This window comes from Gordonia sp. G4 (genome assembly GCF_057770005.1).
Genome location: NZ_CM173442.1, coordinates 1,921,796 through 1,945,988, shown reverse-complemented (window position 1 = coordinate 1,945,988; position 24,193 = coordinate 1,921,796). Strand labels below are relative to the sequence as shown.

Below are 24,193 nucleotides of genomic sequence, written 5' to 3'. Positions count from 1 at the left end.
GTACACACCCGACGTCGGCCGATGACCAGTACAGAAAGTGAACTGCCGCCGGTACAGATCTTGGTCTGGAGGGCGAACCGGACTTCGTCGGATGCTCGTTGTGTCCGATCGCGGACATCCACCCGACGACTCGAGGGATTCTCATCATGACCACGACGCAACCCGCCCCGTTCGACGCCGAGATCAAGGCCCGCCACCGCAAACTGTGGGCCTCCGGCGACTATCCGGCCGTCGCCGACCTGATCGCCCCGCTGGGGCGTCGCCTCGTCGACGCTCTGCACATCACTGCCGGGGACAAGGTCCTCGACGTCGCCGCCGGCGCGGGGAATGTGGCCGTACCCGCGGCCGAAGCCGGCGGGCACGTCGTCGCCAGCGACCTCACACCCGAACTCCTGGCCGTGGGCGAAGCCCGACACCGCGATCTGCCGATCACGTGGCGTACCGCCGACGCCGAAGATCTCCCGTTCGACGACAACGACTTCGACATCGCGACGTCCTGTGTGGGCGTCATGTTCGCCCCGAATCACCAGAGGTGTGCCGACGAGCTCGTCCGCGTCGTGCGCCCCGGCGGACGGATCGGCCTGATCAACTGGACGCCAACGGGATTCATCGGCGAACTGTTCGCGGTCATGAAGCCCTACGCCCCGCCACCACCGCCCGGTGCGCAGCCGGGCCCGCTCTGGGGCGACGCCGACCACGTGCGGTCGCTGTTCGGTTCCGGTGTCACCGGACACGAGTTCGTCACCGAGACCGTCGAGATCAGCGAGTTCGACGACGGCGCGGCGTTCCGCGAGTTCTTCAAGGCCCACTACGGACCGACCATCATGGCGTACCGCAACATCGGCGACGATCCCGCGCGCGCCGGCGAACTCGACGCCGCGATCGCCACCCACGCCGACCGCTATCTCACCGACGGACGGATGGAGTGGGAGTACCTCCGAGCGGTGCTGACGGTCACGTAAGGCGCCCCCCCACCGCTGGTTGAGCCAGCGCCGCACCCACTGCTGGTTGAGCCGGCACCGAGCGCAGCCGCCGGGCCGAGCAAGCGACGAAGGAGCGCGTCGAGGTCGAGGCGCCGAGTCGAAGCCACTCGCCGAGCCACCCCACCGCTGGTTGAGCCAGCGCCGCACCCACTGCTGGTTGAGCCGGCACCGAGCGCTAGCGAGGCGCCGAGTCGAAGCCACTAGCCCCAACCGCCCGGCGTGTTATCCGCCGGGAGCGCCCGGACTCAGAGCTCGGCGTACTCGACAACCAGCGGGGCGTGATCGGACAGCCGAAGGTTTGGCGACGCCTCCTTGTCGACGGCCACCGCCCGCGCCCGCCGGGCAAGTGCGGGCGTGGCGAGTTGGTGGTCGATGCGCCACCCGACGTCCTTGACGAACGACTCCCCCGCCCAGCTCCACCAGGTGAGCGGCCCGGGGCGGTCGACGTGCAGCGCGCGGACGACGTCCACCAGCCGGCGTGGACCGGTGATCTCGCCGAACCAGGCGCGTTCCTCGGGCAGGAAGCCCTCCATCTTGCGGGCCGCGCGCCAGTTGGTGACGTCGTGCTCGAGGTGCGCAACATTGAGGTCACCGAGGAGGAGGAACTCCCGGCCGGCACGGCGAGCGGCGAGCCGGTTGCGCGCCAGCTCACGGGTGGACCCGGCCAGGAACCGTTGCTTGCGTGCGTGTTTGGCGCCCCCGTCGGGTGCTTCACGCAGCGAACCGGGGCGCTGCAACTCGGCCGGGAGCCCGCCCTTGGGCAGATAGATGTTGGCGACGGTCAGCGGACGATCGGCCAGGTCGACCTCGATGTAGCGGCCTTCGTGAGCGAAGGCGGGCAGTCCGCGGGCCTTCGGCGGATGGGTCGGCCAGGTGCGCACCGCGGCCGGCTCGCGTCGGGTGAGCACTGCGACGCCGTTTCGTCCCGCGATGGTGCCGACGTCGATCGAGGCGTGATAACCGTCGAAGTCGCCGACGTCGTCGATGCCACACCGGAGTTCCTGCAGTCCGACCACGTCGGGCTGCCGTCCGGCAAGCCAGGCGTCGAAGCCCCGACGACGCGCAGCCCGGATCCCGTTGACGTTGAACGACGCAACGGTGAAACCACCGGTGCCCATGTCCCCTGCCTTCCGTGGTCTCGGCGGTTCACGAAAAAGCCCCCACCCGGCGTGACAGGTGGGGGTCTCTGGCGGAAGCGGAGGGATTTGAACCCCCGGTGGTTTTACCCACGCTCGCTTTCAAGGCGAGTGCATTCGGCCGCTCTGCCACGCTTCCCTGACGAGCAAGGTTACACACCGGGCGTCGAACCGGACCTCACCTGGCACTCGCGTGCGCTGTGACACCATCGAAGAGGTGAAAGCCATCGTCGTCGAATCCGAGAACCTGTCCCTCTCCGATGTGCCCGACCCGACTCCCGCAAGCGGCGAGGTCGTGATCGATGTGGTCGCGGCCGGCGTGAACCGCGCCGACATCCTGCAGCGAGCGGGCAACTATCCCCCACCGCCCGGGGCGTCGGACACCCTCGGCCTGGAGGTCTCGGGACGGATCTCGGCGCTCGGCGACGGGGTGAGCGGCTGGTCGGAGGGCGACGAGGTGTGCGCGCTGCTCGCGGGCGGCGGTTACGCGGAGAAGGTGGCGGTTCCGGCCGAGCAGCTGCTGGCGGTGCCCAAGGGCGTCGACCTGGTGTCGGCCGCGGCACTGCCGGAGGTGGCCTGCACCGTGTCGTCGAACATCTTCGACACCGCCCACCTGACCACCGGCGAACTCCTGCTCATCCATGGCGGCTCCAGCGGCATCGGCACCCACGCCACCCAGATCGCCCATGCGATGGGCGCACGGGTCGCGGTGACCGCCCGCACCCAGGACAAGCTCGAGCGCTGCCGCGAGTTCGGCGCCGACATCCTCATCGATTACTCGAGCCAGGACTTCGCCGAGGTTCTCAAAGACGCCGGAGGAGCCGACGTCATCCTCGACATCATCGGCGCCAAGTACTTGAAGTCGAATCTGAAGGCGCTCCGCACCGACGGGCGCCTGGTGATCATCGGCATGCAGGGCGGCACGACGACCGAGATCAACCTCGGGCATCTGCTGGCCAAGCGCCTGTCCGTGATGGGCACGACGCTGCGCGCCCGGCCCGTGCACGGCCCCGGCGGCAAGGCCGAGGTCGTGGCGTCGACGCTGACCCGGACCTGGCCGCTGATCGAAGCCGGGACCGTCGTCCCCGTCGTCGACCGCGTGTTCCCACTCGCCGACGCCGCCGCCGCGCACGACCATCTCAACAGCGGTGACATGATCGGAAAGGTTCTGCTCAGCGTCGGGGACTGATCGGGTGCGCCTCAGTCGGACGCGGGTGGTTCCGCGACGCGGACGGCCTCCCCGATCTTGCCGAACGCGACACCGAGCGCCGTGAACTCCTCCGGCGTCAGCGCGTCGACGACGAAGCGCCGGATCACCTGGTCGCGGACGCTCACGTGGTCGGCGAGTGCGCGCCGGCCCTGATCGGTCAGCCGTACCAGTCGATGCCGACCGTCGGCCTTCGACTCGAAACGGTCGATGTGTCCGTCGTCGCTGAGGCGGCCGATCATGCGGGACACCGTGCTGATGCGCATGTGCACGGCGTCGGCGACCTCGCTGACGCCCAACTGCCGGTTGGTCCATACGGCCTCGAGGACGCGTAGGTCGGATACCGAGAGTCCCCGTTTCGCGAACTCGTCGTTGACGCGGGCGAATAGGGCCCAACCGCCGTTGACGAGATTCATCCAGGTCTCGGCCTCCGCAGTGGTGAGTGACCGGGGCGGGCCCTTTTCTGGACCATCAATCGTTTTTGCCGACACAGCATGACAACATACATTGTCGTTAACTCAAACAACACCATAGTGAATATCGCCACGGTGGCGGTGAACTCTCAGGCCAGTGATCCCAGCGTGCGCACCAGGTGATCCACCTCATACGGCGTCGAGTACGGGGCGAGCCCCACTGTCACGGCACCGCCGAAGTCGGGTGCGCCCATGCGTACCAGCGCGCGGTTGGGGAGGTCGGCGAGGGCGCAGACACCGTTGTCGGCCAGGCGTCGGACCACTTTGTCGGCACCCACCGACTCGACGGTGAAGCTCGCCAGCGGAATCCGATTCTCCTCGCTGCCGACCAGGTTCACATGGTTGAGCTGGGACAGCGTCGTCACCAGGTAGTAGGTGAGACGCTGGAGGTATTCGTAGACGCCGTCCATCGACGTGACGAGGCGGCGGCGGCGCTTGCCGATCCCGGCCTCGTCCAGCCCGGCGAGATGTTCCACCGATGCGACGAGCCCCGCGAGCATCGCGCCCTGGTGGGGTTCGGGTTCGAGCCGGGCGGGTCCGCGCGCGGCCGGGTCCATCGCCATCAGCTTCAACCGCTCGATCAGGTGCGGTTCACGAAAAGCCATGGCCGCCATCCGCGGACCACCCCAGCGCTCGGCCGAGACGACCAGCACGTCGGCACCCAGGTCGTGGATGTCCAGGCTGAGATAGGGCGCCGCGTTCGTGGCGTCGACCACCAGCAGGGCTCCCGCTTCGCGGACCAGGGGCGCGATCTCGCTGATGTCGGTGATCGCGCCCGTCGTCGACGACGCGAGGGTCACCGCGACGACCTCGGTGTCGGGCGTGACGAGATCCCCGAACTGCCACGCCGGGAGCCCTCCGGTCTCGACGTCGACCTCGGCCCAGCGGACGCGGCCGCCATAACGATCCGCGGCGCGGAGCCACGGCACGATGTTCGGTTCGTCGTCCTGTCGTGTGACGACGACGTCGCCCCGCAACCACGCGTGCGGCGCCAGCGCCTCCGCGAGGCCGGACAGCAGCGCGTATCGCGACGGCCCCAGGACCACTCCCGCGGCGTCACCGCCGACGAGGTCGGCGATCGCCCGACGTGCACCGTCGACCACCTCGGCACTCGCCCGAGCCGACGGATAGACGCCGCCCGGGGCAGCGGACAGAGAACGAAAACTGGTGGTCACCGCGGTCGCGACCGAGTCGGGAATCTGCATCCCGGCCTGCGGGTCGAGGTGGATCCACCCGTCGCCGAGCGATGGAATCAATCCACGCACATAGGCGACGTCGAAAGGCATGGCCACGAGGATAGACGTCGGCCATCGGCGGTTTTGCGGTGTCCGGGCACAATGGAGCGCATGGCTATCGAAGGCACTCCAGGACCTGGCCCGACCTCAGGACCATTCGGCTCGGCCGGGGACTCCGACAACGTGATCGTCGTCGGGGCCGGCTCCCACCCGCAGGGCGGTGACGACGACGCGTCGGAATCGACCAGCCTCGCCGACATGGTCGAGCAGCCGGCAAAGGTCATGCGCATCGGCACGATGATCAAGCAGCTGCTCGAGGAGGTGCGCGCCGCTCCGCTCGACGACGCGTCACGCAACCGGCTCCGGGAGATCCACGAATCGTCGATCCGGGAGCTCGAAGAAGGTCTCGCCCCGGAACTACGCGAAGAACTCGAACGGTTGGCACTGCCCTTCTCCGACGACGCGACCCCGTCGGACGCGGAACTGAGGATCGCCCAGGCGCAGCTCGTCGGCTGGCTGGAGGGCCTGTTCCACGGCATCCAGACCGCGCTGTTCGCCCAGCAGATGGCCGCGCGCGCTCAGCTCGAGCAGATGCGCCAGGGTGCGCTCCCGCCCGGGATGCCGGCCGCGGGCGGCGGACCGGGCCACTCCCCGGGACCCGGGCAGTACCTCTGAGATCGGCGGGCGGGGGCGGTGGCTTCGACACGGCTCCTCGCTTCGCTCGTCACCTGCCAGCAGCGGGGCACCTGCTCAACCAGCGGGGAGCAACGGATGTGCGGACGGGTACGCTGACTCCTCGTGTCAGCGGTAGTAGACGACGACGCGATCCCCGCGCGTCCACAGGGTTCCGATTCGCGCAGCTTCGCGCGCGCGGTCAAGGACCTCCGCGACGGGTTCGCAAGCCGTGAGCTGTGGTTCCATCTCGGCTGGCAGGACATCAAGCAGCGTTACCGCCGTTCGGTGCTGGGACCGCTGTGGATCGTCATCGCGACCGGTGTGACCGCCATCGCGATGGGCCTGCTGTACGGCGAACTGTTCGGCATGGACATCACCGTGTTCCTGCCGTACGTGGCACTCGGTTTCATCTTCTGGAACTTCATCCAGAGTTCGATCCTCGAGGGCTCGGAGGTCTTCTCGAAGAACGAGGGCCTGATCAAACAGCTCCCTGCCCCGGTGAGCGTGCACGTCTACCGGGTGGTGTGGCGAGCGCTGATCATCTTCGCGCACAACGTCGTCATCATCGTCATCCTGTTCCTGATCTTCCCGCCGCCGCTCAACTGGACGGTGTCGCTGATCATCCCGGCCCTCGCGCTGTACGTGCTCAACTCGGTCTGGGTGACGATCGTCTTCGGGATCCTGTCGACCCGTTTCCGCGACATCGGCCAGCTCCTCACCACCGCGGTGCAGCTGGTGTTCTTCATGACACCGATCATCTGGACGACGCAGAGCCTCGGCAACGCGACCGGCGAGGCGTCGTCGAGGCTGAAGCTCGTCGAGCTGAATCCGATGTTCCACTATCTCGAGATCGCGCGCGGGCCGCTGCTGGGCGAGCCGGTGGAGTTCTACCACTGGGCCGTCGTCTTGGGCTGCACCGCCGTGGGCTGGGTGCTGGCCATGCTGGTGTTGCGCAACTACCGGGCCCGCGTGGCCTACTGGGTGTAGGGACGGATTCGATGGCCAGAAACAACGATCTCGGCGACGAGCGGGTCCGTGTGGACACGTGGGACGCGTGCGTGGACTTCCCTATCTTCGACGCCAAGACGCGTTCGCTCAAGAAGTCGGTGATCGGCGCGGCGGGCGGCGTGATCGGCTCCACGGAGTCGAACGTCGTGGTCGTCGAGGCCCTCAAGGACATCAACCTGCACCTCAAACACGGCGACCGTGTCGGCCTGGTCGGCCACAATGGCGCCGGCAAGTCGACGCTGCTGCGCCTGCTGTCGGGCATCTACGAGCCCACCCGCGGCGCCTGTCGTGTGCACGGCCGCGTCGCGCCGGTCTTCGACCTCGGCATCGGCATGGATCCGGAGATCTCCGGCTACGAGAACATCATCATCCGCGGCATGTTCCTGGGCATGACCCGCAAGGAGATGCTCAAGAAGATCGACGACATCGCGGAGTTCACGGAGCTCGGCGACTATCTGCAGATGCCGTTGCGCACCTATTCCACCGGCATGCGCGTGCGCATCGCACTCGGTGTGGTGACCTCCATCGATCCGGAAATCCTCATCCTCGACGAGGGTATCGGCGCCGTCGACGCCGACTTCATGCGCAAGGCACGCGGCCGTCTCCAGGCACTCGTCGAACGGTCCGGAATCCTGGTCTTCGCCAGCCATTCCAACGAGTTCCTGGCTCAGCTGTGCGACCGTGCCCTGTGGATCGACCACGGCCAGATCCGCATGGAAGGCGGGATCGAAGAGGTCGTCGGCGCATATGAGGGTCCCGATGCCGCCGCGCACGTCCGCAGGGTGATCGCCGACCTCGAGAAGTCCGATCGTCGAGACACGAACACCGCTGGACCGGCCGAGTGAGCGACGGCATCGGTGCTCCCACGGTGATCGCGGTGGTGGTCACCCACCGTCGCGTCGAGCTGCTGGCCGAGTCGCTGGCCGTCGTCGCCGGCCAGGACCGGCCCGTCGATCACCTGGTCGTCGTCGACAACGCGAACGAACCCGAGGTCGCCGCACTCGTTGCCGCACAACCTGTTCCGACGACCTACCTCGGCTCACAGCGCAACCTCGGCGGCGCCGGCGGTTTCGCCCTGGGCATGCTGCACGCACTCGCCCTCGGTGCCGACTGGGTCTGGTGCGCCGACGACGACGGACGCCCCGACGGTCCGACGGTGCTCTCGACGCTGCTCGACTGCGCCGAACGGCATCAGCTCGACGAGGTGTCTCCGGTCGTCGCCAATCTTGACGATCCGGACACCCTCGCCTTCCCGCTACGACGTGGACTCGTGTGGAGGCGGAAGCGGTCGGAGCTGTTTTCCGACGCCGGGAGCGAAGCGAGCGGGTCACATGTCACCGACGGCGAGACCCAAGACGATGACTTGCTGCCGGGTATCGCCTCACTGTTCAACGGTGCGCTGTTCTCGGCGCATTGCCTTGAACAGGTGGGGGTTCCGGACCTGCGACTGTTCTTCCGCGGCGACGAGGTCGAGGTGCACCGCCGCCTGGTGCGCTCGGGCGTCAAGTTCGGTACGTGCCTGCGCGCCGGCTACCTCCACCCGGACGGATCGGCGGAGTTCCGGCCGATCCTGGGCGGGCGCATGCACACGCAGTACCCCGACAACGCGACCAAACGCTTCTTCACCTACCGCAACCGCGGCTACCTGATGAGTCAGCCCGGACTCCGTAGGCTGCTGCCCCAGGAGTACGCCCGGTTCGGCTGGTTCTTCCTTGTGCAGCAACGTGATCCGAAGGGCTTCGCCGAGTGGGTACGCCTCCGCGGCCTCGGACGCCGGGAGCGGTTCACCCGCCCCTGAGCAGACCTCCCCTGCCCCCCTGAGAGGTGCGATGCGAGCAGACCCCTCCTGCCCCCTGAGGTGCGATGCGAGCAGACCTCCCCTGCCCCCTGAGGTGCGAGCGAAGCGAGCCTCGAAGGGCTCGGAACGTGCGTCACCAGGCCCTTCGAGGCTCGTCGCTGATATGTAGTGCTGCTTTGTCAAGTTCCATGGCGAGTTGGCCTCCTTGCTAGGGGGCTGTAGTGGGGGTTGGCCACCCGCCGCGGTGTGTGGTGGTCGTTACTCGCGACGGTGTTGTCGGACTGATATACGCGGGTTGGTTACCGCTCAACGGTGTTCGACAGGAGATGAAAACGCTGACCGACGGGTCTATGTAAGCGTGCGTACCGTGCACCCAGAGGTGCTGGCGCACATAGCGACGCCGTGGATTCGTTCCCTGTTCACCACAGCGCAGTCGCGGCGGGTGGCCAAGATTGTGTGTCAGTGCTGGTTAGTCGTCGAGCACCGCCAGCGACCAGCACCAGCCGGCGAGCTCACGAGCGATCGCGGTGTTGGCCACGCAGGGATGTTTGCTGCGGCGGTCGAATTGTTGCCAACGCTTGTGTAGCCGTCGGTTGCCGGCATGGCCACGGGCGCGGGCCGAGGGTGAGGCGGCCTCCCACCGACGGCGCATGGTCTGTCCGGGCGTGCCGTAGGGCCGCCGGTGTTGCCAGGCCGCCTCGACCAGCAACCGCCGCACGTGGGCGTTCCCGGCCTTGGTGATCGATCCCTGACTGCGGGTACCGCCGGTCGAGTATTCCGAGGGCACCAACCCGGCGTAGGGGCCGATCGTGGCGCCACTGAACCTCGACCAGTCGCCGATCTCGACGGCCAGAGCGAACGCGGTCAGCGTCGACACACCCCGCAGACATGACAATCGGGTGACCACAGCCCGCCACGGATCGGTGGCCGCGGTCTGTTCGATCAGCTCATCGAGGCGGTCTCGGCGTGCGGTCACGCTCAACACCGCGTCCAGGTCGTTGTCGAAGGCGGCTTGCAACAGCGGCAGCTCGAAACGTTGACGCTGCAGCCACTGTTGATGAACACCGGTCCAGGGTTTCCCGCCGGAGTAGACGATCCCCTGGCGCAGAAGCAGTTTGGACAATCGATGCCGCGCCCGCATCAGGTCGCTGCGAGCGTCCTCGCGGGCGCGGACCAGATCACGGGCCGCTTCGGTACCCTCCTCGGGCACACCGACCGCGACTACCTCGCCCAGGCGCAGCAACTTCGCCAGGTGCGCAGCGTCTCGGGCATCGGTCTTGACGCGGTCCCCGGCTGGCCGTTGCAGCTTCGAGGGCGCGGCAACCACACACTCCATCCCGGCCGCAGTGATCGCCCGAGCCAATCCGAAACCCGTCGGACCGGCCTCGTAGGCAACCCGCACAGGCGGAGCCAAGCTGTGAAGCCAGCTCACGATGGTCGCCGCATCGGGAACCAACGTCTCCCGAATCACGTTGCCGCTGTCCTCATCGATGGCGTGAGCGACCACCGAACGTGCGTGAACATCCAATCCGACACTTGTACCCTGAACAATCACCGGAGGCCTCCTGATCTGCAATGTGGTGCTACCGCCGAGTGTGAACTCAGCAGCAGCAACCCACGATGTGTTTGCAGCTTGAGGCCTTCGGCCCCAAGGCCCTCATACCGTCTATCGCTCCTCGCACCTCAGCCTGGATCCGTGGATGAGTTTGGGGTGTCGATGACAAGAAAATGCCCTTTGAGCTGGGATGATTGGTGGTGTTGAGACAACAAAACAATCCAGTCAAAAGGCACTTTCAGTGAAAGTATCGCATAAGTTCACTACCGAGTCCGCTGTCTTCGATGACGACAATCTGGTGTCGCATGCCGGGCTAGTACCGGTGATGCGACTGGCCCACTCGACGGGGTTGGCCTCCCAGCTGGCTGAGCGAGTCGATTTGGGCACCACCCAAGTCGCCTCTGCCGGGGCCAACCTGGACGCGAAGCTGTTGACCGTCATCGCCGGATTCTGTTGCGGCGCCGACAGTATCGACGACCTCAACCTCGTCCGCGCCGGTGGGCACACCCGCCTGTTCGACCGCGTGTACGCCCCGGCCACGATCGGACAGACCCTGCGCGAGTTCACCACCGGTCATGTGCGACAACTCAACGCCGTGATGACCCGGACCTTACCGGCGATGTGCGCGCGGGCAGGGTTGTTACCCACCGACGGCGCCCGAGTGTTTGTCGATATCGACTCGCTGCTGCGCCCGGTCTACGGCTATCAGAAACAGGGCGGCTCCTACGGCCACGCCAAGATCGCCGGACGTGAACTCCTGCGCCGGGGCCTGTCGCCATTGATCGCCACCGTCTGCGCGCCCGGGCATCCACCTGTGATCGCCAACGCGTGGCTGCGCGCCGGGCGCGCCGCCTCCGGTGCCGGGGCAGCAAAAATGATCGCCGAAACCATCACCACCGCACGCCGCGCCGGAGCCGCCGGCGAGATCACGGTGCGCGGGGATTCGGCCTACGGCTCGGCCGAGGTGATGGCGACCTGCGAGCGTGCGGGAGCCACGTTCTCGCTGGTCCTGCGGACCAACACCGCGATCGCCCGCGCGATCACGGCCATCAAAGACGATGCCTGGACACCGGTGCACTATCCCGGCGCGGTCACCGACCCCGACACCGGCGAACTGATCTCTGATGCCGAAGTCGCCGAAACCACCTACACCGTGAAACCCCAGTCGCCTCACCCGATCACCGCCCGACTCATCGTGCGCCGCGTCAAAGCCCACCACCCCGCCAACACCGACACCCTGATGCCCGCCTGGCGGTACCACGCATTTTTCACCAACACCACCGACGACACCGTCACCGCCGACATCAACCACCGCGGCCACGCCATCATCGAAACCGTGTTCGCCGACCTCATCGACGGACCACTGGCACATCTGCCCTCCGGAGTGTTCGGTGCCAACGCAGCCTGGCTGGCCCTGGCCGCCATCAGCCACAACCTCCTGCGCGCCCTCGCCGCGCTCAGCGCGGCACCGGCACTGCGCGCCGCACGCGGGGCGACGCTGCGCCGAACACTCATCGCCGTGCCCGCCCGACTGGCCCGACCAGCACGAACACCCGTCCTGCACCTACCCCGCCACTGGCCAGCACAACACGCCTTCACCGCGTTGTGGACCGCAGTGAACACCACCTGACACCCAAACTCCACACTGCCCAACCACGACCAGGAACCCCAGTGAAAAAGCTGACACAAGGTCAGCGAATACCCGACGCCCACACCACAATCAGACACTCAGCCATCACCAACCACACCCCCGGATAACCATCCACGGATCCAGGCTCAGGGAGCAGAGATGGGACCCTTCTTTCGGATCACGGAGCAGTGGGGTCGGTTCTTTCGGATCATGGGGCGGTGGGTTGATGTCGCGGGGTCATGCCCAGCGCCGAGATCGCGCCCACCACAGCGGTTCCGGTCAGGACCCACCACGCAGTCACGAAGGCGTCGTGCACATCGTCGTAGACGACCGAGGTACCGATGATCGCGACGAGGAGGCTGACGCCCAGTGACATGCCGATCTGGCGGCTCATGTTGACCACTGCGCTGCCGGTTGCCGCCTGATCGGCAGGCAGGTCGGCCGTGGCCGACGACAAGATGGACGGCAGCGCGAATCCAACGCCGATGCCGCCGATCAGCCAGCCCGGCAGGAACTCGGTCACGAAATCCGGTGTGGCGTCGACCGACAACGCCACGAGTGCGATCCCGATCGCGAACAGCGCGCACCCGATCGCGACCAGGACCCCCACCGAGATCCGCGCGCTGAGCCGGTGGGACACCGCCGCGAAGATCGGCACCATGAGCGGTCCGGTCGAGACCGCCAGACCTGTCTCGATCGGCGAGAAGTCCCAGACCTGTTGCAACCAGAGGATGTTGGCGAGAAGGGCACCGGCGAACGGGATCGAGAACAGCACCATCGTCACGTTCGCCATCGAGAACGCGCGGACGCGCAGCAGGGCGGGTGAGATCACGGGTTCGGAATGGTGTGCCGAACTGACGACGAAACCGGCCAACGAGACCGCTGAGACCACCCAGGCCCCCGTGATGCGGATGTCCGTCCATCCCCATTCGCTGCCCTGCACCAGTCCCAGGGTGAGGGCGCCCACGGCGATCACCAACAGCGCCGCGCCGAGCGCGTCGGGGAAGCCACGCGCGGATTCGTTCCGTGAGCGCGACAGGACCAGTGCGCCTGCGATCAGCGCAGCGACGCCCACCGGGATGTTCACCAGGAAGACCCAGCGCCACGACGCCTCGACGAGCAAGCCACCCACTGCCGGACCGAAGGCAGCGGCGAGCGCCCCCGTCGCCGCCCAGATCCGAACGGACCGGGCACGACGCTCCGGCGGTATCGTGGAGACCACCAGGCCCAGGCTGGCCGGGGTGAGTATCGCCGCCCCGAGGGCCTGGACCGCACGAAACCCGACGAGCCACCAGACCCCCTGCGCCGCAGCGCATGCGGCACTGGCCGCGGTGAAGATCGCGAGTCCGAGGAGGAAGCCGCCCTTGCGGCCATAGCGATCGACGATCCGCCCGGCCGGAACCAGCAGCGCCGCATACAGAATGGCGTAGGCGTTGAGAATCCACGACATCTGCGACAGGGTCGCGTCGGGGAAATCCGCACCGATGTCGTCGAAGGCGACGTTCACGATGAAGACGTCGAGGCTGGCCATGAATGCGGCCCCGGACAGGATGAGCAGGACGACGCCGGGACGAGCGAGACCGGCGCCCGGAGCCTGCGTATTCGACGCTTCGGGTGTGGCGGTCATCAGGCCGGCCATCCGATGACGCGTCGGCTCTGGCGTGCGGACGCCAGGAGCCGGCCGCCGCGGTCGCGCAGGGTGGTGTCGTCGACCGACCACCCGCCGGAGGTCGAGGTGTTTCGCGTGTGGACGAGCACCGGCGCCGGCGTGGGATCGTCCAACGGTGCGGTCACGTGCATGGAGAAGGCGACCGTCGGAAGTGCCAGTGGTGCGGTGAGAGTCGGGAACACCGCGGGCGGCAGGCAGTCGGCCAAGAGCGCGAGGTATGCCGCATCGACGGCCATCGGCGTCCGCGTGGTGATCCAGGCGCGCATCCACGCTTCGCTCGCGCCGGTGAGAGGCAGCGGACCGTCGACCGGCCGCAGGTCCAGTTGCGCACCCATCGGGACTATCTCCGGCGGAATCATGAAGGCGTCCAATCCTTCCGGACCGGGGACGCCCGAGATCCGGTCGATGACGTCCGCGGACCCTGATTCTCCGACACGCCCCGCGGTGATCGCCGCCGTCGCGATCTCGACACCGGCCTGCGTGACCTCGACGTCGACGACCCGCGTGTGTCGACCCACCTCCCGAACCGACGGGGTCAGGATCAGCTCCCCGCCGCCGGGCTTGCCCACGAATCGCAGATCCAGCGCGCGCACCGACCCCTCCGGTGCCGCCTCGGCGGCGACCCTCACGGCCAGGGCGGCGATGGCGCCGCCGTGCGGACCCGACCATCCCCACCAGGTCGGATCGATGGTCGCCGACCATCGGCCGTCCCCGGTCGGGCTCGCGCCGAAGCTGTCCGACAGACCGTCGTCGGCCGCGTCCTGCCTGCTGAGTTGCTTCACGCAACTCATGCAAGCAGGTTGAGTTGCATCACGCAACCCACTACGCTCGACTCATGCGCCGCGCCTCGTTCGCCGACATGAACTGCTCGATCGCCCAGACGCTGGAGATCGTCGGTGAATGGTGGACGTTGCTCATCGTCCGGGACGCGATGTTCGGCGTGACGCGGTTCGATGAGTTCTCGTCACGGCTCGGCATCGCACGCAACGTGCTGGCCCAGCGGCTCGACACGCTCGTGGAGCACGGCGTCCTGAAGAAGGTGCCGTACCAGGACAATCCGGTGCGCCACGACTACCGCCTCACCGACAAGGGACGGGACCTGTGGACGGTTCTGGCCGCGCTGCGTCAGTGGGGCGACAAGTGGACCGCGACGGACGGCGCCCCGGTGGTCTCGACCCACTCGTGCGGACACACGATGACCGTCGAGCCCACGTGCTCGGGGTGTGGGGAGCTGATCGCGGCCGGCGAACTGCGCGTTCACCCCGGCCCCGGCGCAACTGCCACGAATCCGGTGGCAGCACTCCGGTAAGGCGCTCCCGAGTCTCCTGCCTGCGACAACGCGGAACCTTCCGTTCCGCAATTAGAACGTGTTCTACTGTGATGGGAGTTCCACTGCCGTCCCGAGGAGCATGATGCGGTTCACCTTCGCCGAGGCCATGACCGACCCGTCGTACTACGCGCCGCTCGCGCAGGCCGCCGAGGCGGCCGGGTACGCCGGCTTCACCATTCCCGATTCGCTGGCGTATCCGGAGGAGTCGGACGCGAAGTACCCGTACACCCCGGACGGCAATCGCGAGTTCCTGGACGGGAAGGCGTTCATCGAGACGTTCATCCAGGCGGCGGCGCTCGGCGCGGTCACCTCGACCATCCGCTTCACCCCCTTCGTGGTGAAACTCCCGGTCCGCCCGCCGGCGCTGGTCGCCAAGCAGGCTAGCTCAGTGGCCTATCTGACGAACAACCGGTTCGCGATGGGTGTCGGCACGAGCCCCTGGCCCGAGGACTACGACTTCATGGGCGTGGACTTCAAGCGTCGCGGTAAGCGGATGGACGAGTGCATGGACATCATTCGCGGACTCACCACCGGCGAGTACTTCGAGTTCCACGGCGAGTTCTACGACATCCCGAAGATCAAGATGACCCCCGCACCCACCGAACCCATCCCGCTGCTGGTGGGCGGGCACGCCGACGCCGCGCTGCGTCGTGCGGTCATCCGCGGCGACGGGTGGATGCACGGCGGCGGCCCGCCCGAGGAACTCGAGACGCTGCTGGACCGGATCGAGGAGATCCGCAAGGCCGAGGGAAAGACGAACGATCCATTCGAGATTCACGTGATCTCGATGGACGCCTATACCGTCGATGGTTGTAAGCGCCTGGAAGACAAGGGGATCACCGACGTGATCGTCGGCTTCCGGTTACCGTACGTCATGGGCGAGGACACCGAGCCGCTGCAGACCAAGATCGACCATCTGAACTGGTACGCGGAGAACGTGATCGCCAAGGTCAACGGCTGAGATAGGGATCCGCCCACCGCCCCCGGAGCAACGCACCGGCCCGACGCGACACCGCGTCCGCTGTTGCACCACCCCTCGCCCTGCGGCAGACTGCACGGACGGACAAGTGTGCAAACCCCGGTGAGTGAACACCTCGGGCGGGAGGACAGCGATGACCGATTCGGCCGACGGGTCGATGTCGTCGTCGCTGAGCAGGCGAGGGTTCTTCCGCGTCGCCGGAACCGCCTTCCTCGGCGCGTCGGCACTGGCGGCGTGCGGTGGTGGATCGTCGGACAACGCCAACACCATCAAGGCGGCCATCGCCGGGGAACCCGACCAGCTCGATCCGCAGAAGTCGAGCTCCTACTTCACCTTCGAGGTACTCGAGAACGTGTTCGACACGCTCGTCGAACCCGACGATCAGCTGCAGATGCGCCCAGCCCTGGCGGAGAGCTGGGAGATCAGCACCGACGGCCGGCAATGGGATTTCACGCTGCGCAACGGGGTCACGTTCCACAACGGCGACCCGTTCACCGCGGCCGACGTCGAATACTCCTTCCGCCGGATCATCGACGAAGAGCTCTCCAACGCATACAAACTCGAGGCCATCGAGTCGATCACCGCACTCGACGAACGCCGGGTCAGATTCACCGTCAACGCACCGACGCCCAACCTCCTCACCAGCATCGGCGGGTTCAAGGGGTTGGCCATCGTCAACCGGCGCAACGTCGAATCGGGTGAGATAGCCACCAAACCCGTGGGGACAGGTCCGTTCTCCTTCGTCTCGCGGTCGCCCGGTGCGTCCATCGTGCTCGCGTCCAATCCCGATTACTGGGGTGGCGCGCCCGCCGTCGACGGAGTCCACTTCAGCTTCATCTCGCAGGGCACCACCGCGGTGTCGGCACTGAGATCCGGCGAGATCGACTGGACCGACGCCATTCCCGCACAGCAGCTGAGCATCCTGCGCCGCGACGACACACTCGACGTCGGCACCGTGGTCGCCAACGACTACTGGTACGTCACGATGAACTTCGACGCCACGCCGTTCGCGGACACCCGGGTGCGCCAAGCGGTTGCGTACGCCATCGACCGGAAGTCGATCGCCCAGGTCGTCGGATACGGCACCGCGACGCCCAACGAGCTGGCGATCCCGTCGACGAGTCCCTGGTTCGCCCCCTACGACCGCTACACCGCAGGACTCGACCGCGACGCGGCTGTCGCGAAATCCAAGGAACTGCTCAGGCAGGCCGGCATCCGTGGGCTCGACATGCGACTGATGGTGACCACCGAGTACCCCGAGACGGTGACGGCGGCGCAGGTGATCGCGTCGAACCTCGGTGACGTCGGGATCGACGTGGCGATCGAACAACTGGACTTCGGGGCGTGGCTCGACCGCCAGGCGGCCGGCGACTTCGACGCCTTGCTGCTCGGCTGGCTCGGCAACATCGACCCGGAGGACTTCTATTACGCCCAGCACCATTCCGAGGGCACCTCGAACGCGCAGAAGTACTCGAACCCCAGGGTCGACGCGCTCTTGGACAGCGGCCGCACCGAACTCGACATCGAGGCCCGCAAGAGGATCTATGCCGACGCCGCGAGCATCATCGCCGACGACGTGAGCTACCTGTACCTCTACAACCCCTCGTCGACGCAGGCCTTCGTGAAACAGCTCCAGGGATACGTCGTCCGCTCCGACAAGGCCATCCGGTTCCGCGACGCCCGGCTGGAGAGGAGCTGAGATGACCGCACTGCACTCGCCGCTGCTGCGCTTCATCCTCGTGCGGTTGCTCTACACGGTCGCCGTGCTGCTCGGCGTGATCGTCGCGGTGTTCTTCCTGATGCAGATCGTCCCGGGCGATCCCGTGCGGATCGCGCTGGGCACCCGCTACACGCCGGAATCCTATGAGGCCCTTCGCAGCGCCTCGGGTCTGGACCAACCGCTCGCGACCCAGCTCGTCGACTACGTCGGAAGCGCCTTCACCGGCGACCTGGGAGTCAGTTTCCGCAACAGCGAGCCGGTGACCACCATGTTGTTCGACCGGCTGCCGGCCACCATCACGCTGGCGTCCGCCGCCATCGCCGTCGCGCTGCTCATCGCACTGCCACTCGGTTTCGTGGCCGCGTTGCGCGAGGGACGCCTCGCCGACAACGTGATTCGGGTCGTGAGCCAGTTCGGCATCTCCGTCCCGGACTTCTGGATGGGCATCCTGCTGATCGGCCTCTTCTCCACCGCGCTCGGCTGGTTGCCGTCGGCCGGATACCAACCCTTCGCCGATGACCCGCTCGGCTGGCTGGAACACCTGGTGCTGCCGGCGATCACGGTCGGGGTGGTCACCGGGGCGATCATGACCCGGTACGTGCGGTCGTCGGTGCTCGACGTGGTGAACGCACCGTTCGTGACAACCGCGAAGTCGAAAGGGTTGAGCACCAAGCGGGTTCTGCTCGATCACGTCGGCCGCAACGCGCTCGTGCCGGTGCTGACGATCTCCGGTATCCAGTTCGCGGGTCTACTCGGCGGTGTCATCGTCGTCGAGGTCGTGTTCGCCTGGCCCGGACTGGGTCTGCTGGTCTACGACTCGGTCGCCGCCCGCGACTACCCGGTGCTGCAGGGCGCGATCCTGCTCATCGCGGTGATCTTCCTGATCGTCAACCTCGTCGTCGACATCCTCTATGCCGTCATCGATCCCAGGATTCGACTGTCATGACCCTCACCGCACCCGACCCTCCCGAGCCCGGCGCCGGCACCACCGCCGAGCCGAGCGGTGGCGCGTCGACCGATTCGGCGTGGCGATTGCTGCTGCGCAACCGCACGTCGGTGATCGGGTTGATCATCATCGCGGTCGTCCTCGTGTGCGCGGTGTTCGGTCCGCTCATCGCGCCATACGGCGCCAACGAGATCGACGTCCCGAACGCGCTGCAGGCACCCAGCTGGTCGCATCTCTTCGGCACCGACGACCTGGGTCGCGACGTCTTCTCGCGAGTGGTGCTCGCCGCATCCGTGAGCATGCGCGTCGCCGTCATCGCGGTGGCGATCTCGCTCACCGTGGGCGTGATCATGGGTATGGTCGCGGGATTCGCCGGCGGGGTGCTCGACACCGCGCTGATGCGGATCGTCGACGTGGTGTTCTCGTTCCCGGTGCTGCTGCTCGCGCTCGCGATCGTGGCGATCCTGGGGCCGGGGGTGACCTCGGCCATGATCGCGATCGGCGTCGTGTACATCCCGATCTTCGCGAGGGTGGCGCGTGCCGACACCCTGCGGGTCCGGCAGACCCAATACGTCCAGGCGTCACGAACCATGGGCGTGCGGACGCCGGCCATCCTGACGCGCCATGTGCTGCCGAACATCTCGGGTCCGGTGATCGTCCAGACGTCGATCTCGCTCGCGTTCGCGATCCTGTCGGAGGCGGCGCTGTCGTTCCTCGGTCTGGGCGTGCAACCACCGGATCCGTCGTGGGGCCGGATGCTCTTCGACGCACAGGGATTCATCACCACGGCGTGGTGGATGGGCGTCTTCCCCGGTCTCGCGATCCTGGTGACGGTCTTCGCGTTCAACCTCATCGGCGACGGCGTCCGCGATGTGCTCGACCCGCGCCAGCGCACGCTGCTGCGCAACCGGGGGTACGAGCGCAGGTCGCCCACGGCGACAACACCGTCGGCCGGGAAACGCGTCGACTCCGACGGCTCGGTACTGCGGGTGGAGGACCTCGTCGTCGGAGTCGGTCCGCGAGAGATCGTGCACGGCATCAGCTTTTCCGTCGCACCGGGCGAGACGCTCGGGATCGTCGGGGAGAGCGGGTCGGGCAAGTCGCTCAGCGTGCTGTCGGCCACCGGACTGTTCGACGCGCCGAGCGCCTACGTCCGCGGATCGGCGGTCCTCGGAGACACCGAGATCGTCGGCGCCACGCCAGCGAAACTTCGGGCTCTGCACGGTTCGCGCGTCGGTTTCGTCTTCCAGGACCCGTCGTCGAGCCTCAATCCCCTGCTCACCGTCGAGCAGCAGCTGACCGAGGGGCCGCGTCGGCATCTCGGGCTCACACGGGGCGAGGCACGCGAACGCGCCCTGACGCTGCTGCGCGATGTGAACCTGCCCGACCCCGAAAGCCGGTTGCGCGCTTACCCCCATCAGTTGTCCGGCGGCCAGCGACAGCGCGTCATGATCGCGATCGCACTGGCCTGCGATCCCGAACTGCTCATCGCCGATGAGGCCACCACCGCACTCGACGTGACCACGCAGGCACAGATCATCGACCTCGTCGCGAAGCTGCAGCGCGAGCGCGGGATGGCGGTCGTGTGGATCAGTCACGATCTCGGCGTGATCGGGCGGATCGCCGACCGTGTGATGGTCCTGCGTTCGGGGCGGATCGTCGAGAGCAGCGACGTCACCACACTCTTCGACGACCCGCAGGACGACTACAGCCGCACGCTGCTGGACTCCCGCCCCCTGTTGAGCAAGGTGTCCGAGCGCCGCGGAGCCCCGGCCCTCGCCAAGCGCATCGACGACGACCCGCTGCTCCGTGTCACCGGGCTCGGCGTCGACTATGTGGTCCGCGGCCCCTCGGGACGCCACGTGGTACACGCCGTCGACGGAGTGGACCTGCAAGTCTCCCGGGGCCGCACGCTCGGCATCGTCGGCGAATCGGGTTCGGGCAAGTCGACGATCGCGGGAGTCATCACCGGACTCATCACCTCCGGCCAGGGCACGACGGTGCGGGGCAGCGTGACGGTCGCTGTCGACGGCCGCGACGTGGAGGCCGTCGGAGTCGGCGGCGGCGACGAAGCCCTGCTCCGACGCCGGGTCGCGATGGTCTTCCAGGACCCGGCCGCCTCACTCGATCCGCGGATGACGGTCGCCGCGTCGATCGCGGAGCCGCTCCGGACGCACGGCCTCGCCGACGGCCGGGACGGAACGCGGAGTCGTGCCGAGGAGTTGCTCGCCGACGTCAGCCTCGACGCGTCGTTCCTCGACCGCTATCCCCACGAGATGTCCGGGGGCCAGCGGCAGCGTGTGAGTATCGCCCGTGCGTTGGCCTCCGACCCCGAGGTGCTGATCCTCGACGAGTCGACGGCGTCGCTCGACGTGTCGGTGCAGGCCAGCGTGCTCGACCTGCTCGCCGAGCTCCAGCGTCAGAAGGGGCTGACCTACCTGTTCATCGCCCACGATCTCGCCGTCGTGGAGCAGATCAGCGACACCGTCGCAGTGATGCAGGACGGGAAGGTCGTCGAAACCGGACCGGCATCGGAGATCCTGCACGACCCGGCGACCGACTACACACGCAAGCTGCTCGCGGCCATCCCGCCGGAGGTCCCGCAACGGGCGTGACCCGTCGACCGTGCGTCCGATCCCGTCGACTGGGCGTCGTTTTTCGTCGACTGTGCGTCGGATTCCGTCGACTGTGCGTCTCGAGCTCGCGTCCGGCTCCCCTCGCGCCCGTCGGCGCTCCGCGAACGTCGTCGGCTAGGGTGTCAGCGTGTCTCGACCCGACCCTGGTGACCACGTCCGCGATGACGACGAACCGAGCCACGACGACTTCGCCACGCGGCATGCGCCGATGCCGATCGAGCTGCCCTTCGACGACGAAGAGGCGTCGACGAACGTCGGCCTGAAGACCCAGCTCGTGCGCTTCGTCATCACCGGCGGGTTCTCCGGGCTCCTGGACTTCGGACTGACGATCCTCTTGCAATACGGCCTGGACATGCCGTTCTGGCCGGCCAAGTCCGCGGGTTTCATCCTCGGCACCACCGTCGCGTACCTGCTGAACCGTCGATGGACGTTCAGGGCCGAACCGAGCATGGCGAGGTTCGTGTCGGTCATCGCGCTCTATCTGGTGACCTACTTCGTCAACGTCGGCATCTACACCGCCCTGTCGCATGCGTGGCAGGAGACGCTGCTCTACAGCTTCGCGGCCTACGTCATCGCACAAGGCACCGCGACGGTCATCAACTTCGTCGTCCAGCGGATGGTCATCTTCAAGATTCGCTGACCCGGGAGCGCCCAGTCGACGAAAAACGACGCACAGTCGACGGAAAACGACGCACGGTCGACGAGCGGGTCAGAACTCCTCGTCGACGTCGGAGTCGCGCGCGGCATGCTCGCCGCGATCGAGGGTGGCGAGTTCGGCCAGGTCGGCGGGGTCGAGAGCGAAATCGAAGAGGTCGGCGTTCTCGACCTGCCGGCCGGTGTGCGAAGACTTGGGGACGACACTGATGCCGTTCTGCACCGACCATCGAAGCGCGATCTGGGTAGGCGACTTGCCGTACTTGCGGGCGATCCGGAGGATGACCGGATCGGCGAGCAGCCCTTCCTTGCGGCCGGTCGGATGCCAGGCCTGGGCGTGAATGCCCTTGTCGGCCATGAACTCCCGAAGCTCGGTTCGTGCCAGGGCGGGTGAGCACTGGATCTGGTTGAGGACCGGCCACCGTCCCGTCTCGTCGAAGAGCATCTGCAGGTGGTGCTCCTTGAAGTTCGACACCCCCGGGGTGCGGACATAGCCCTCGTCGGCGAGCGTCAGCAGCGCCTTCCACGAATCGACGGTGCGCCCGAGACTCGGGCAGGGCCAGTGGATGAGGTAGACGTCGATGTGCGCGACACCCAGACGCCGTGCGCTCTCCTTCGCGGCGTTGATCGCCTCGTCGAAACCCTGATCGCCGCCCCCGAGCTTGGTCTGCACCACGATCTCCTCGCGGGGTACACCGGTTCCGTGCAGGCCCATCCCCACGCTCAGCTCATTGCTGTACCTGGGCGCGGTGTCGACGAGCCGGTACCCGGACTTGATCGCCGACCCGACGGCAGTGACACCCGGGCGGCCGAGCATGTTGTAGGTGCCGAGCCCCACCAGGGGGATCGAGGTTCCGTTGCTGAGCTCGACCGAGGGGATGTCCACCGAATCAGGATATGTCGACAACCACGTCCTGCGTCGTCTGTCGATCTGGAACCCTGGTCGGATGGGCACCGAAGACTCGTCGTACGACGACATCGTGGTCGGCGCCGGTCACAACGGGCTGACCGCGGCGGCGTATCTCGCCCGGGCCGGACGCCGCGTGCTGGTCGTGGAGAAGGCCGACCACGTCGGCGGCGCCACCGTGTCCGCGACGCCGTTCGCCGGTCTTCCCGCGCGGTTGTCGCGGTATTCGTACCTGGTCTCGCTGATGCCGCGCGAGATCATCGCCGACCTCGACCTCGACATCTCGCTCATCCGCCGGCGCTACTCGTCCTACACCCCGCTGCCGTCCGACCCGGCGCGCGCGATCCTGGTAAACAACCTCGACGACGCCGCGACGGCCGCGTCGTTCCGGCAGGTGACCGGCTCCGACATCGGCTTCACCGCATGGCAGTCGTTCTACCGCAGGCTCGGCGTGATCGCCGACCGCGTGTTCCCGACCATGATCCAGCCGCTGCGCACCGCCGCCGAGATGCACGACCTCGTCGTCGGCCCAGACGGGTTCGCCACCGACACCTCGACCGCCGAACTGTGGGAGGCGCTCACCACGCTGCCGCTCGGCACGCTCCTGCGCCAGTACTTCGACGACGACCTGGTCCGCGGGATCGCCGCCACCGACGGACTCATCGGCACCTTCGCCGACCTCGACGATCCGATGCTGCGGCAGAACATCTGCTTCCTGTACCACGTCATCGGCGGCGGATCCGGGGACTGGGACGTCCCGGTCGGCGGGATGGGCGCGGTGTCCGGCGCTCTCTATCAGGCCGCGACCTCGGCAGGCGCCGACATCGTGACGGGAGTCGAGATCACGGGCGTCGATCCCGGAGACGGCACCGTCGAGACGACCGGCGGCACCTTCCGCGGCTCGATGCTCTACGCGGCGTGCGCGCCACAGGTGTTCAACACCTTCCTCGACGGGACGCCGATCCCCTGCGAGCCCGAGGTGCGAGGATCGCAGCTCAAGATCAACCTCCTGCTCGACCGGTTACCACGACTCCGCGACGGGTCGGTCCCGCCGGCGGCGGCGTTCGCCGGGACCTTCCACATCAACCAGACCGCCTCACAACTACACGATGCGTGGCGGCAGGCCGATCGCGGTGAAGTGCCCGCTCTCCCACCGTGCGAGATCTACTGCCACACACTCACCGACCCGTCGATCCTCGGCCCGGAGCTCGCGGGCAAACACACGCTCACACTGTTCGGCCTGCACATGCCGCCCGAGGTGTTCGACGAACCCGGAGCCGTCGAGCACGCCGTCGGCGCGACCTTCGCTTCTCTCAATTCTTTACTGGGCGAACCGATTCAATCTGTCATCGCCCACGATCTGAACGGCCGGCCGTGCATCGAGGCGAAGACGCCGCAGGACCTGGAGGAGGCCGTCGGACTACCCGGCGGGCACATCTTCCACCGGCCGTTGCAGTGGCCGTGGGCCGAGACGGCGTCGGAGGTCGGCCGCTGGGGCGTGGAGACACCTCATCCGCGAGTGCTGTTGTGCGGCGCGGGCGCTCGTCGCGGCGGCGGGGTCAGCGGCATCCCGGGACGCAATGCCGCTGCCGCGGTGCTGGGTGCGGACGCACTCGAATTGCCCAGGTAGGCAGCCCCGGCACGAGCTTCTC

The 24,193-nt window shown here is 67.3% G+C and carries 21 protein-coding genes and 1 tRNA gene; 14 read left to right on the top strand and 8 right to left on the bottom strand.

Annotated elements, in window-relative coordinates; all coding sequences use genetic code 11:
- Positions 1-146: 146 nt before the first annotated feature.
- On the top strand, positions 147-962 hold the full coding sequence (locus tag AC3B5T_RS08535; RefSeq protein WP_055476098.1) for a class I SAM-dependent methyltransferase: 816 nt from the start codon (positions 147-149) through the stop codon (positions 960-962).
- A 266-nt stretch (positions 963-1,228) separates the two neighbouring features.
- On the opposite strand, the gene AC3B5T_RS08530 is transcribed toward AC3B5T_RS08535, so the two are convergent.
- Together AC3B5T_RS08530 and AC3B5T_RS08525 are read right to left on the bottom strand one after the other, a co-directional pair.
- On the bottom strand, positions 1,229-2,101 hold the full coding sequence (locus tag AC3B5T_RS08530) for an exodeoxyribonuclease III (RefSeq protein ID WP_488358515.1): 873 nt from the start codon (positions 2,099-2,101) through the stop codon (positions 1,229-1,231).
- 69 nt (positions 2,102-2,170) lie between these two features.
- A tRNA-Ser gene (locus AC3B5T_RS08525) sits at positions 2,171-2,258 on the bottom strand.
- Between the two features lie 78 nt (positions 2,259-2,336).
- Here AC3B5T_RS08525 and AC3B5T_RS08520 point away from each other — a divergent pair.
- The gene (locus AC3B5T_RS08520) at positions 2,337-3,308 is read left to right on the top strand and encodes an NAD(P)H-quinone oxidoreductase (RefSeq protein ID WP_055476107.1); all 972 of its coding nucleotides are present in this window, start codon (positions 2,337-2,339) and stop codon (positions 3,306-3,308) included.
- 11 nt (positions 3,309-3,319) lie between these two features.
- Here AC3B5T_RS08520 and AC3B5T_RS08515 read toward each other — a convergent pair whose 3' ends face one another.
- Together AC3B5T_RS08515 and AC3B5T_RS08510 are read right to left on the bottom strand one after the other, a co-directional pair.
- On the bottom strand, positions 3,320-3,742 hold the full coding sequence (locus tag AC3B5T_RS08515) for a MarR family winged helix-turn-helix transcriptional regulator (protein WP_055476100.1): 423 nt from the start codon (positions 3,740-3,742) through the stop codon (positions 3,320-3,322).
- A gap of 146 nt (positions 3,743-3,888) precedes the next feature.
- Positions 3,889-5,085, bottom strand: coding sequence for a cysteine desulfurase-like protein (locus AC3B5T_RS08510; RefSeq protein ID WP_044505679.1), 1,197 nt, complete (start codon positions 5,083-5,085; stop codon positions 3,889-3,891).
- 60 nt (positions 5,086-5,145) lie between these two features.
- Between AC3B5T_RS08510 and AC3B5T_RS08505 the strand changes: the two genes are divergently transcribed.
- The 4 genes from AC3B5T_RS08505 to glfT1 all read left to right on the top strand — a co-directional run bounded on the left by AC3B5T_RS08505 (position 5,146) and on the right by glfT1 (position 8,515).
- Complete coding sequence (locus tag AC3B5T_RS08505) at positions 5,146-5,709, top strand: bacterial proteasome activator family protein (protein WP_035717639.1); 564 nt, start codon at positions 5,146-5,148, stop codon at positions 5,707-5,709.
- A 123-nt stretch (positions 5,710-5,832) separates the two neighbouring features.
- Positions 5,833-6,696: a galactan export ABC transporter permease subunit Wzm/RfbD gene (gene wzm / locus AC3B5T_RS08500; RefSeq protein ID WP_010843223.1), complete on the top strand. Its 864-nt coding sequence runs from the start codon at positions 5,833-5,835 to the stop codon at positions 6,694-6,696.
- Positions 6,697-6,707: 11 nt separating this feature from the next.
- Positions 6,708-7,562 carry a galactan export ABC transporter ATP-binding subunit Wzt/RfbE gene (wzt, locus tag AC3B5T_RS08495; protein WP_010843222.1) on the top strand — a complete coding sequence of 285 codons (855 nt, stop codon included), beginning with the start codon at positions 6,708-6,710 and terminating at the stop codon, positions 7,560-7,562.
- A complete protein-coding gene (glfT1, locus tag AC3B5T_RS08490; protein WP_055476101.1) occupies positions 7,559-8,515 on the top strand; it encodes a galactofuranosyltransferase GlfT1 in 957 nt (318 codons plus the stop codon). Before wzt ends, glfT1 begins: the two co-directional genes overlap by 4 nt.
- 469 nt (positions 8,516-8,984) lie before the next feature.
- On the opposite strand, the gene AC3B5T_RS08485 is transcribed toward glfT1, so the two are convergent.
- Complete coding sequence (locus tag AC3B5T_RS08485) at positions 8,985-10,070, bottom strand: IS110 family RNA-guided transposase (protein ID WP_014924910.1); 1,086 nt, start codon at positions 10,068-10,070, stop codon at positions 8,985-8,987.
- Positions 10,071-10,311: 241 nt separating this feature from the next.
- On the opposite strand from AC3B5T_RS08485, the gene AC3B5T_RS08480 reads away from it, so the two are divergent.
- On the top strand, positions 10,312-11,700 hold the full coding sequence (locus AC3B5T_RS08480; RefSeq protein WP_488357638.1) for an IS1380 family transposase: 1,389 nt from the start codon (positions 10,312-10,314) through the stop codon (positions 11,698-11,700).
- Positions 11,701-11,908: 208 nt separating this feature from the next.
- On the opposite strand, the gene AC3B5T_RS08475 is transcribed toward AC3B5T_RS08480, so the two are convergent.
- Both AC3B5T_RS08475 and AC3B5T_RS08470 read right to left on the bottom strand, forming a co-directional pair.
- On the bottom strand, positions 11,909-13,339 hold the full coding sequence (locus tag AC3B5T_RS08475; protein WP_055476804.1) for a DHA2 family efflux MFS transporter permease subunit: 1,431 nt from the start codon (positions 13,337-13,339) through the stop codon (positions 11,909-11,911).
- Positions 13,327-14,151 carry an acyl-CoA thioesterase gene (locus AC3B5T_RS08470; protein ID WP_055476805.1) on the bottom strand — a complete coding sequence of 275 codons (825 nt, stop codon included), beginning with the start codon at positions 14,149-14,151 and terminating at the stop codon, positions 13,327-13,329. Before AC3B5T_RS08470 ends, AC3B5T_RS08475 begins: the two co-directional genes overlap by 13 nt.
- 53 nt (positions 14,152-14,204) lie before the next feature.
- Here AC3B5T_RS08470 and AC3B5T_RS08465 point away from each other — a divergent pair, with 53 nt between their 5' ends.
- The 6 genes from AC3B5T_RS08465 to AC3B5T_RS08440 all read left to right on the top strand — a co-directional run bounded on the left by AC3B5T_RS08465 (position 14,205) and on the right by AC3B5T_RS08440 (position 21,620).
- A complete protein-coding gene (locus AC3B5T_RS08465; protein ID WP_055476806.1) occupies positions 14,205-14,678 on the top strand; it encodes a winged helix-turn-helix transcriptional regulator in 474 nt (157 codons plus the stop codon).
- Positions 14,679-14,781: 103 nt separating this feature from the next.
- The gene (locus AC3B5T_RS08460) at positions 14,782-15,660 is read left to right on the top strand and encodes a TIGR03619 family F420-dependent LLM class oxidoreductase (protein ID WP_055476831.1); all 879 of its coding nucleotides are present in this window, start codon (positions 14,782-14,784) and stop codon (positions 15,658-15,660) included.
- 151 nt (positions 15,661-15,811) lie between these two features.
- Complete coding sequence (locus AC3B5T_RS08455; RefSeq protein WP_055476807.1) at positions 15,812-17,377, top strand: ABC transporter substrate-binding protein; 1,566 nt, start codon at positions 15,812-15,814, stop codon at positions 17,375-17,377.
- 1 nt (position 17,378) lies between these two features.
- Positions 17,379-18,344 carry an ABC transporter permease gene (locus tag AC3B5T_RS08450; protein ID WP_055476808.1) on the top strand — a complete coding sequence of 322 codons (966 nt, stop codon included), beginning with the start codon at positions 17,379-17,381 and terminating at the stop codon, positions 18,342-18,344.
- Positions 18,341-20,959, top strand: coding sequence for an ABC transporter ATP-binding protein/permease (locus tag AC3B5T_RS08445; protein WP_055476809.1), 2,619 nt, complete (start codon positions 18,341-18,343; stop codon positions 20,957-20,959). Before AC3B5T_RS08450 ends, AC3B5T_RS08445 begins: the two co-directional genes overlap by 4 nt.
- A gap of 148 nt (positions 20,960-21,107) precedes the next feature.
- A complete protein-coding gene (locus AC3B5T_RS08440) occupies positions 21,108-21,620 on the top strand; it encodes a GtrA family protein (RefSeq protein ID WP_083888925.1) in 513 nt (170 codons plus the stop codon).
- A 69-nt stretch (positions 21,621-21,689) separates the two neighbouring features.
- Here the strand turns inward: AC3B5T_RS08440 and AC3B5T_RS08435 are convergent, their stop codons facing one another.
- The gene (locus tag AC3B5T_RS08435) at positions 21,690-22,520 is read right to left on the bottom strand and encodes an aldo/keto reductase (RefSeq protein ID WP_010843212.1); all 831 of its coding nucleotides are present in this window, start codon (positions 22,518-22,520) and stop codon (positions 21,690-21,692) included.
- Between the two features lie 61 nt (positions 22,521-22,581).
- Between AC3B5T_RS08435 and AC3B5T_RS08430 the strand changes: the two genes are divergently transcribed.
- Entirely contained in the window at positions 22,582-24,171 is a 1,590-nt protein-coding gene (locus AC3B5T_RS08430; RefSeq protein WP_055476832.1) for a phytoene desaturase family protein, read from the top strand.
- Positions 24,172-24,193: the final 22 nt, after the last annotated feature.

Coding starts and splice junctions, on each gene's coding strand:
- AC3B5T_RS08510 (WP_044505679.1), bottom strand. CDS start 5,085: ATGCCTTTCGACGTCGCCTATGTGCGTGGATTGATTCCATCGCTCGGC.
- AC3B5T_RS08455 (WP_055476807.1), top strand. CDS start 15,812: ATGACCGATTCGGCCGACGGGTCGATGTCGTCGTCGCTGAGCAGGCGA.
- AC3B5T_RS08465 (WP_055476806.1), top strand. CDS start 14,205: ATGCGCCGCGCCTCGTTCGCCGACATGAACTGCTCGATCGCCCAGACG.
- AC3B5T_RS08475 (WP_055476804.1), bottom strand. CDS start 13,339: ATGGCCGGCCTGATGACCGCCACACCCGAAGCGTCGAATACGCAGGCT.
- AC3B5T_RS08445 (WP_055476809.1), top strand. CDS start 18,341: ATGACCCTCACCGCACCCGACCCTCCCGAGCCCGGCGCCGGCACCACC.
- wzt (WP_010843222.1), top strand. CDS start 6,708: ATGGCCAGAAACAACGATCTCGGCGACGAGCGGGTCCGTGTGGACACG.
- AC3B5T_RS08535 (WP_055476098.1), top strand. CDS start 147: ATGACCACGACGCAACCCGCCCCGTTCGACGCCGAGATCAAGGCCCGC.
- AC3B5T_RS08530 (WP_488358515.1), bottom strand. CDS start 2,101: ATGGGCACCGGTGGTTTCACCGTTGCGTCGTTCAACGTCAACGGGATC.
- AC3B5T_RS08450 (WP_055476808.1), top strand. CDS start 17,379: ATGACCGCACTGCACTCGCCGCTGCTGCGCTTCATCCTCGTGCGGTTG.
- AC3B5T_RS08460 (WP_055476831.1), top strand. CDS start 14,782: ATGCGGTTCACCTTCGCCGAGGCCATGACCGACCCGTCGTACTACGCG.
- AC3B5T_RS08515 (WP_055476100.1), bottom strand. CDS start 3,742: ATGAATCTCGTCAACGGCGGTTGGGCCCTATTCGCCCGCGTCAACGAC.
- AC3B5T_RS08430 (WP_055476832.1), top strand. CDS start 22,582: ATGGGCACCGAAGACTCGTCGTACGACGACATCGTGGTCGGCGCCGGT.
- AC3B5T_RS08505 (WP_035717639.1), top strand. CDS start 5,146: ATGGCTATCGAAGGCACTCCAGGACCTGGCCCGACCTCAGGACCATTC.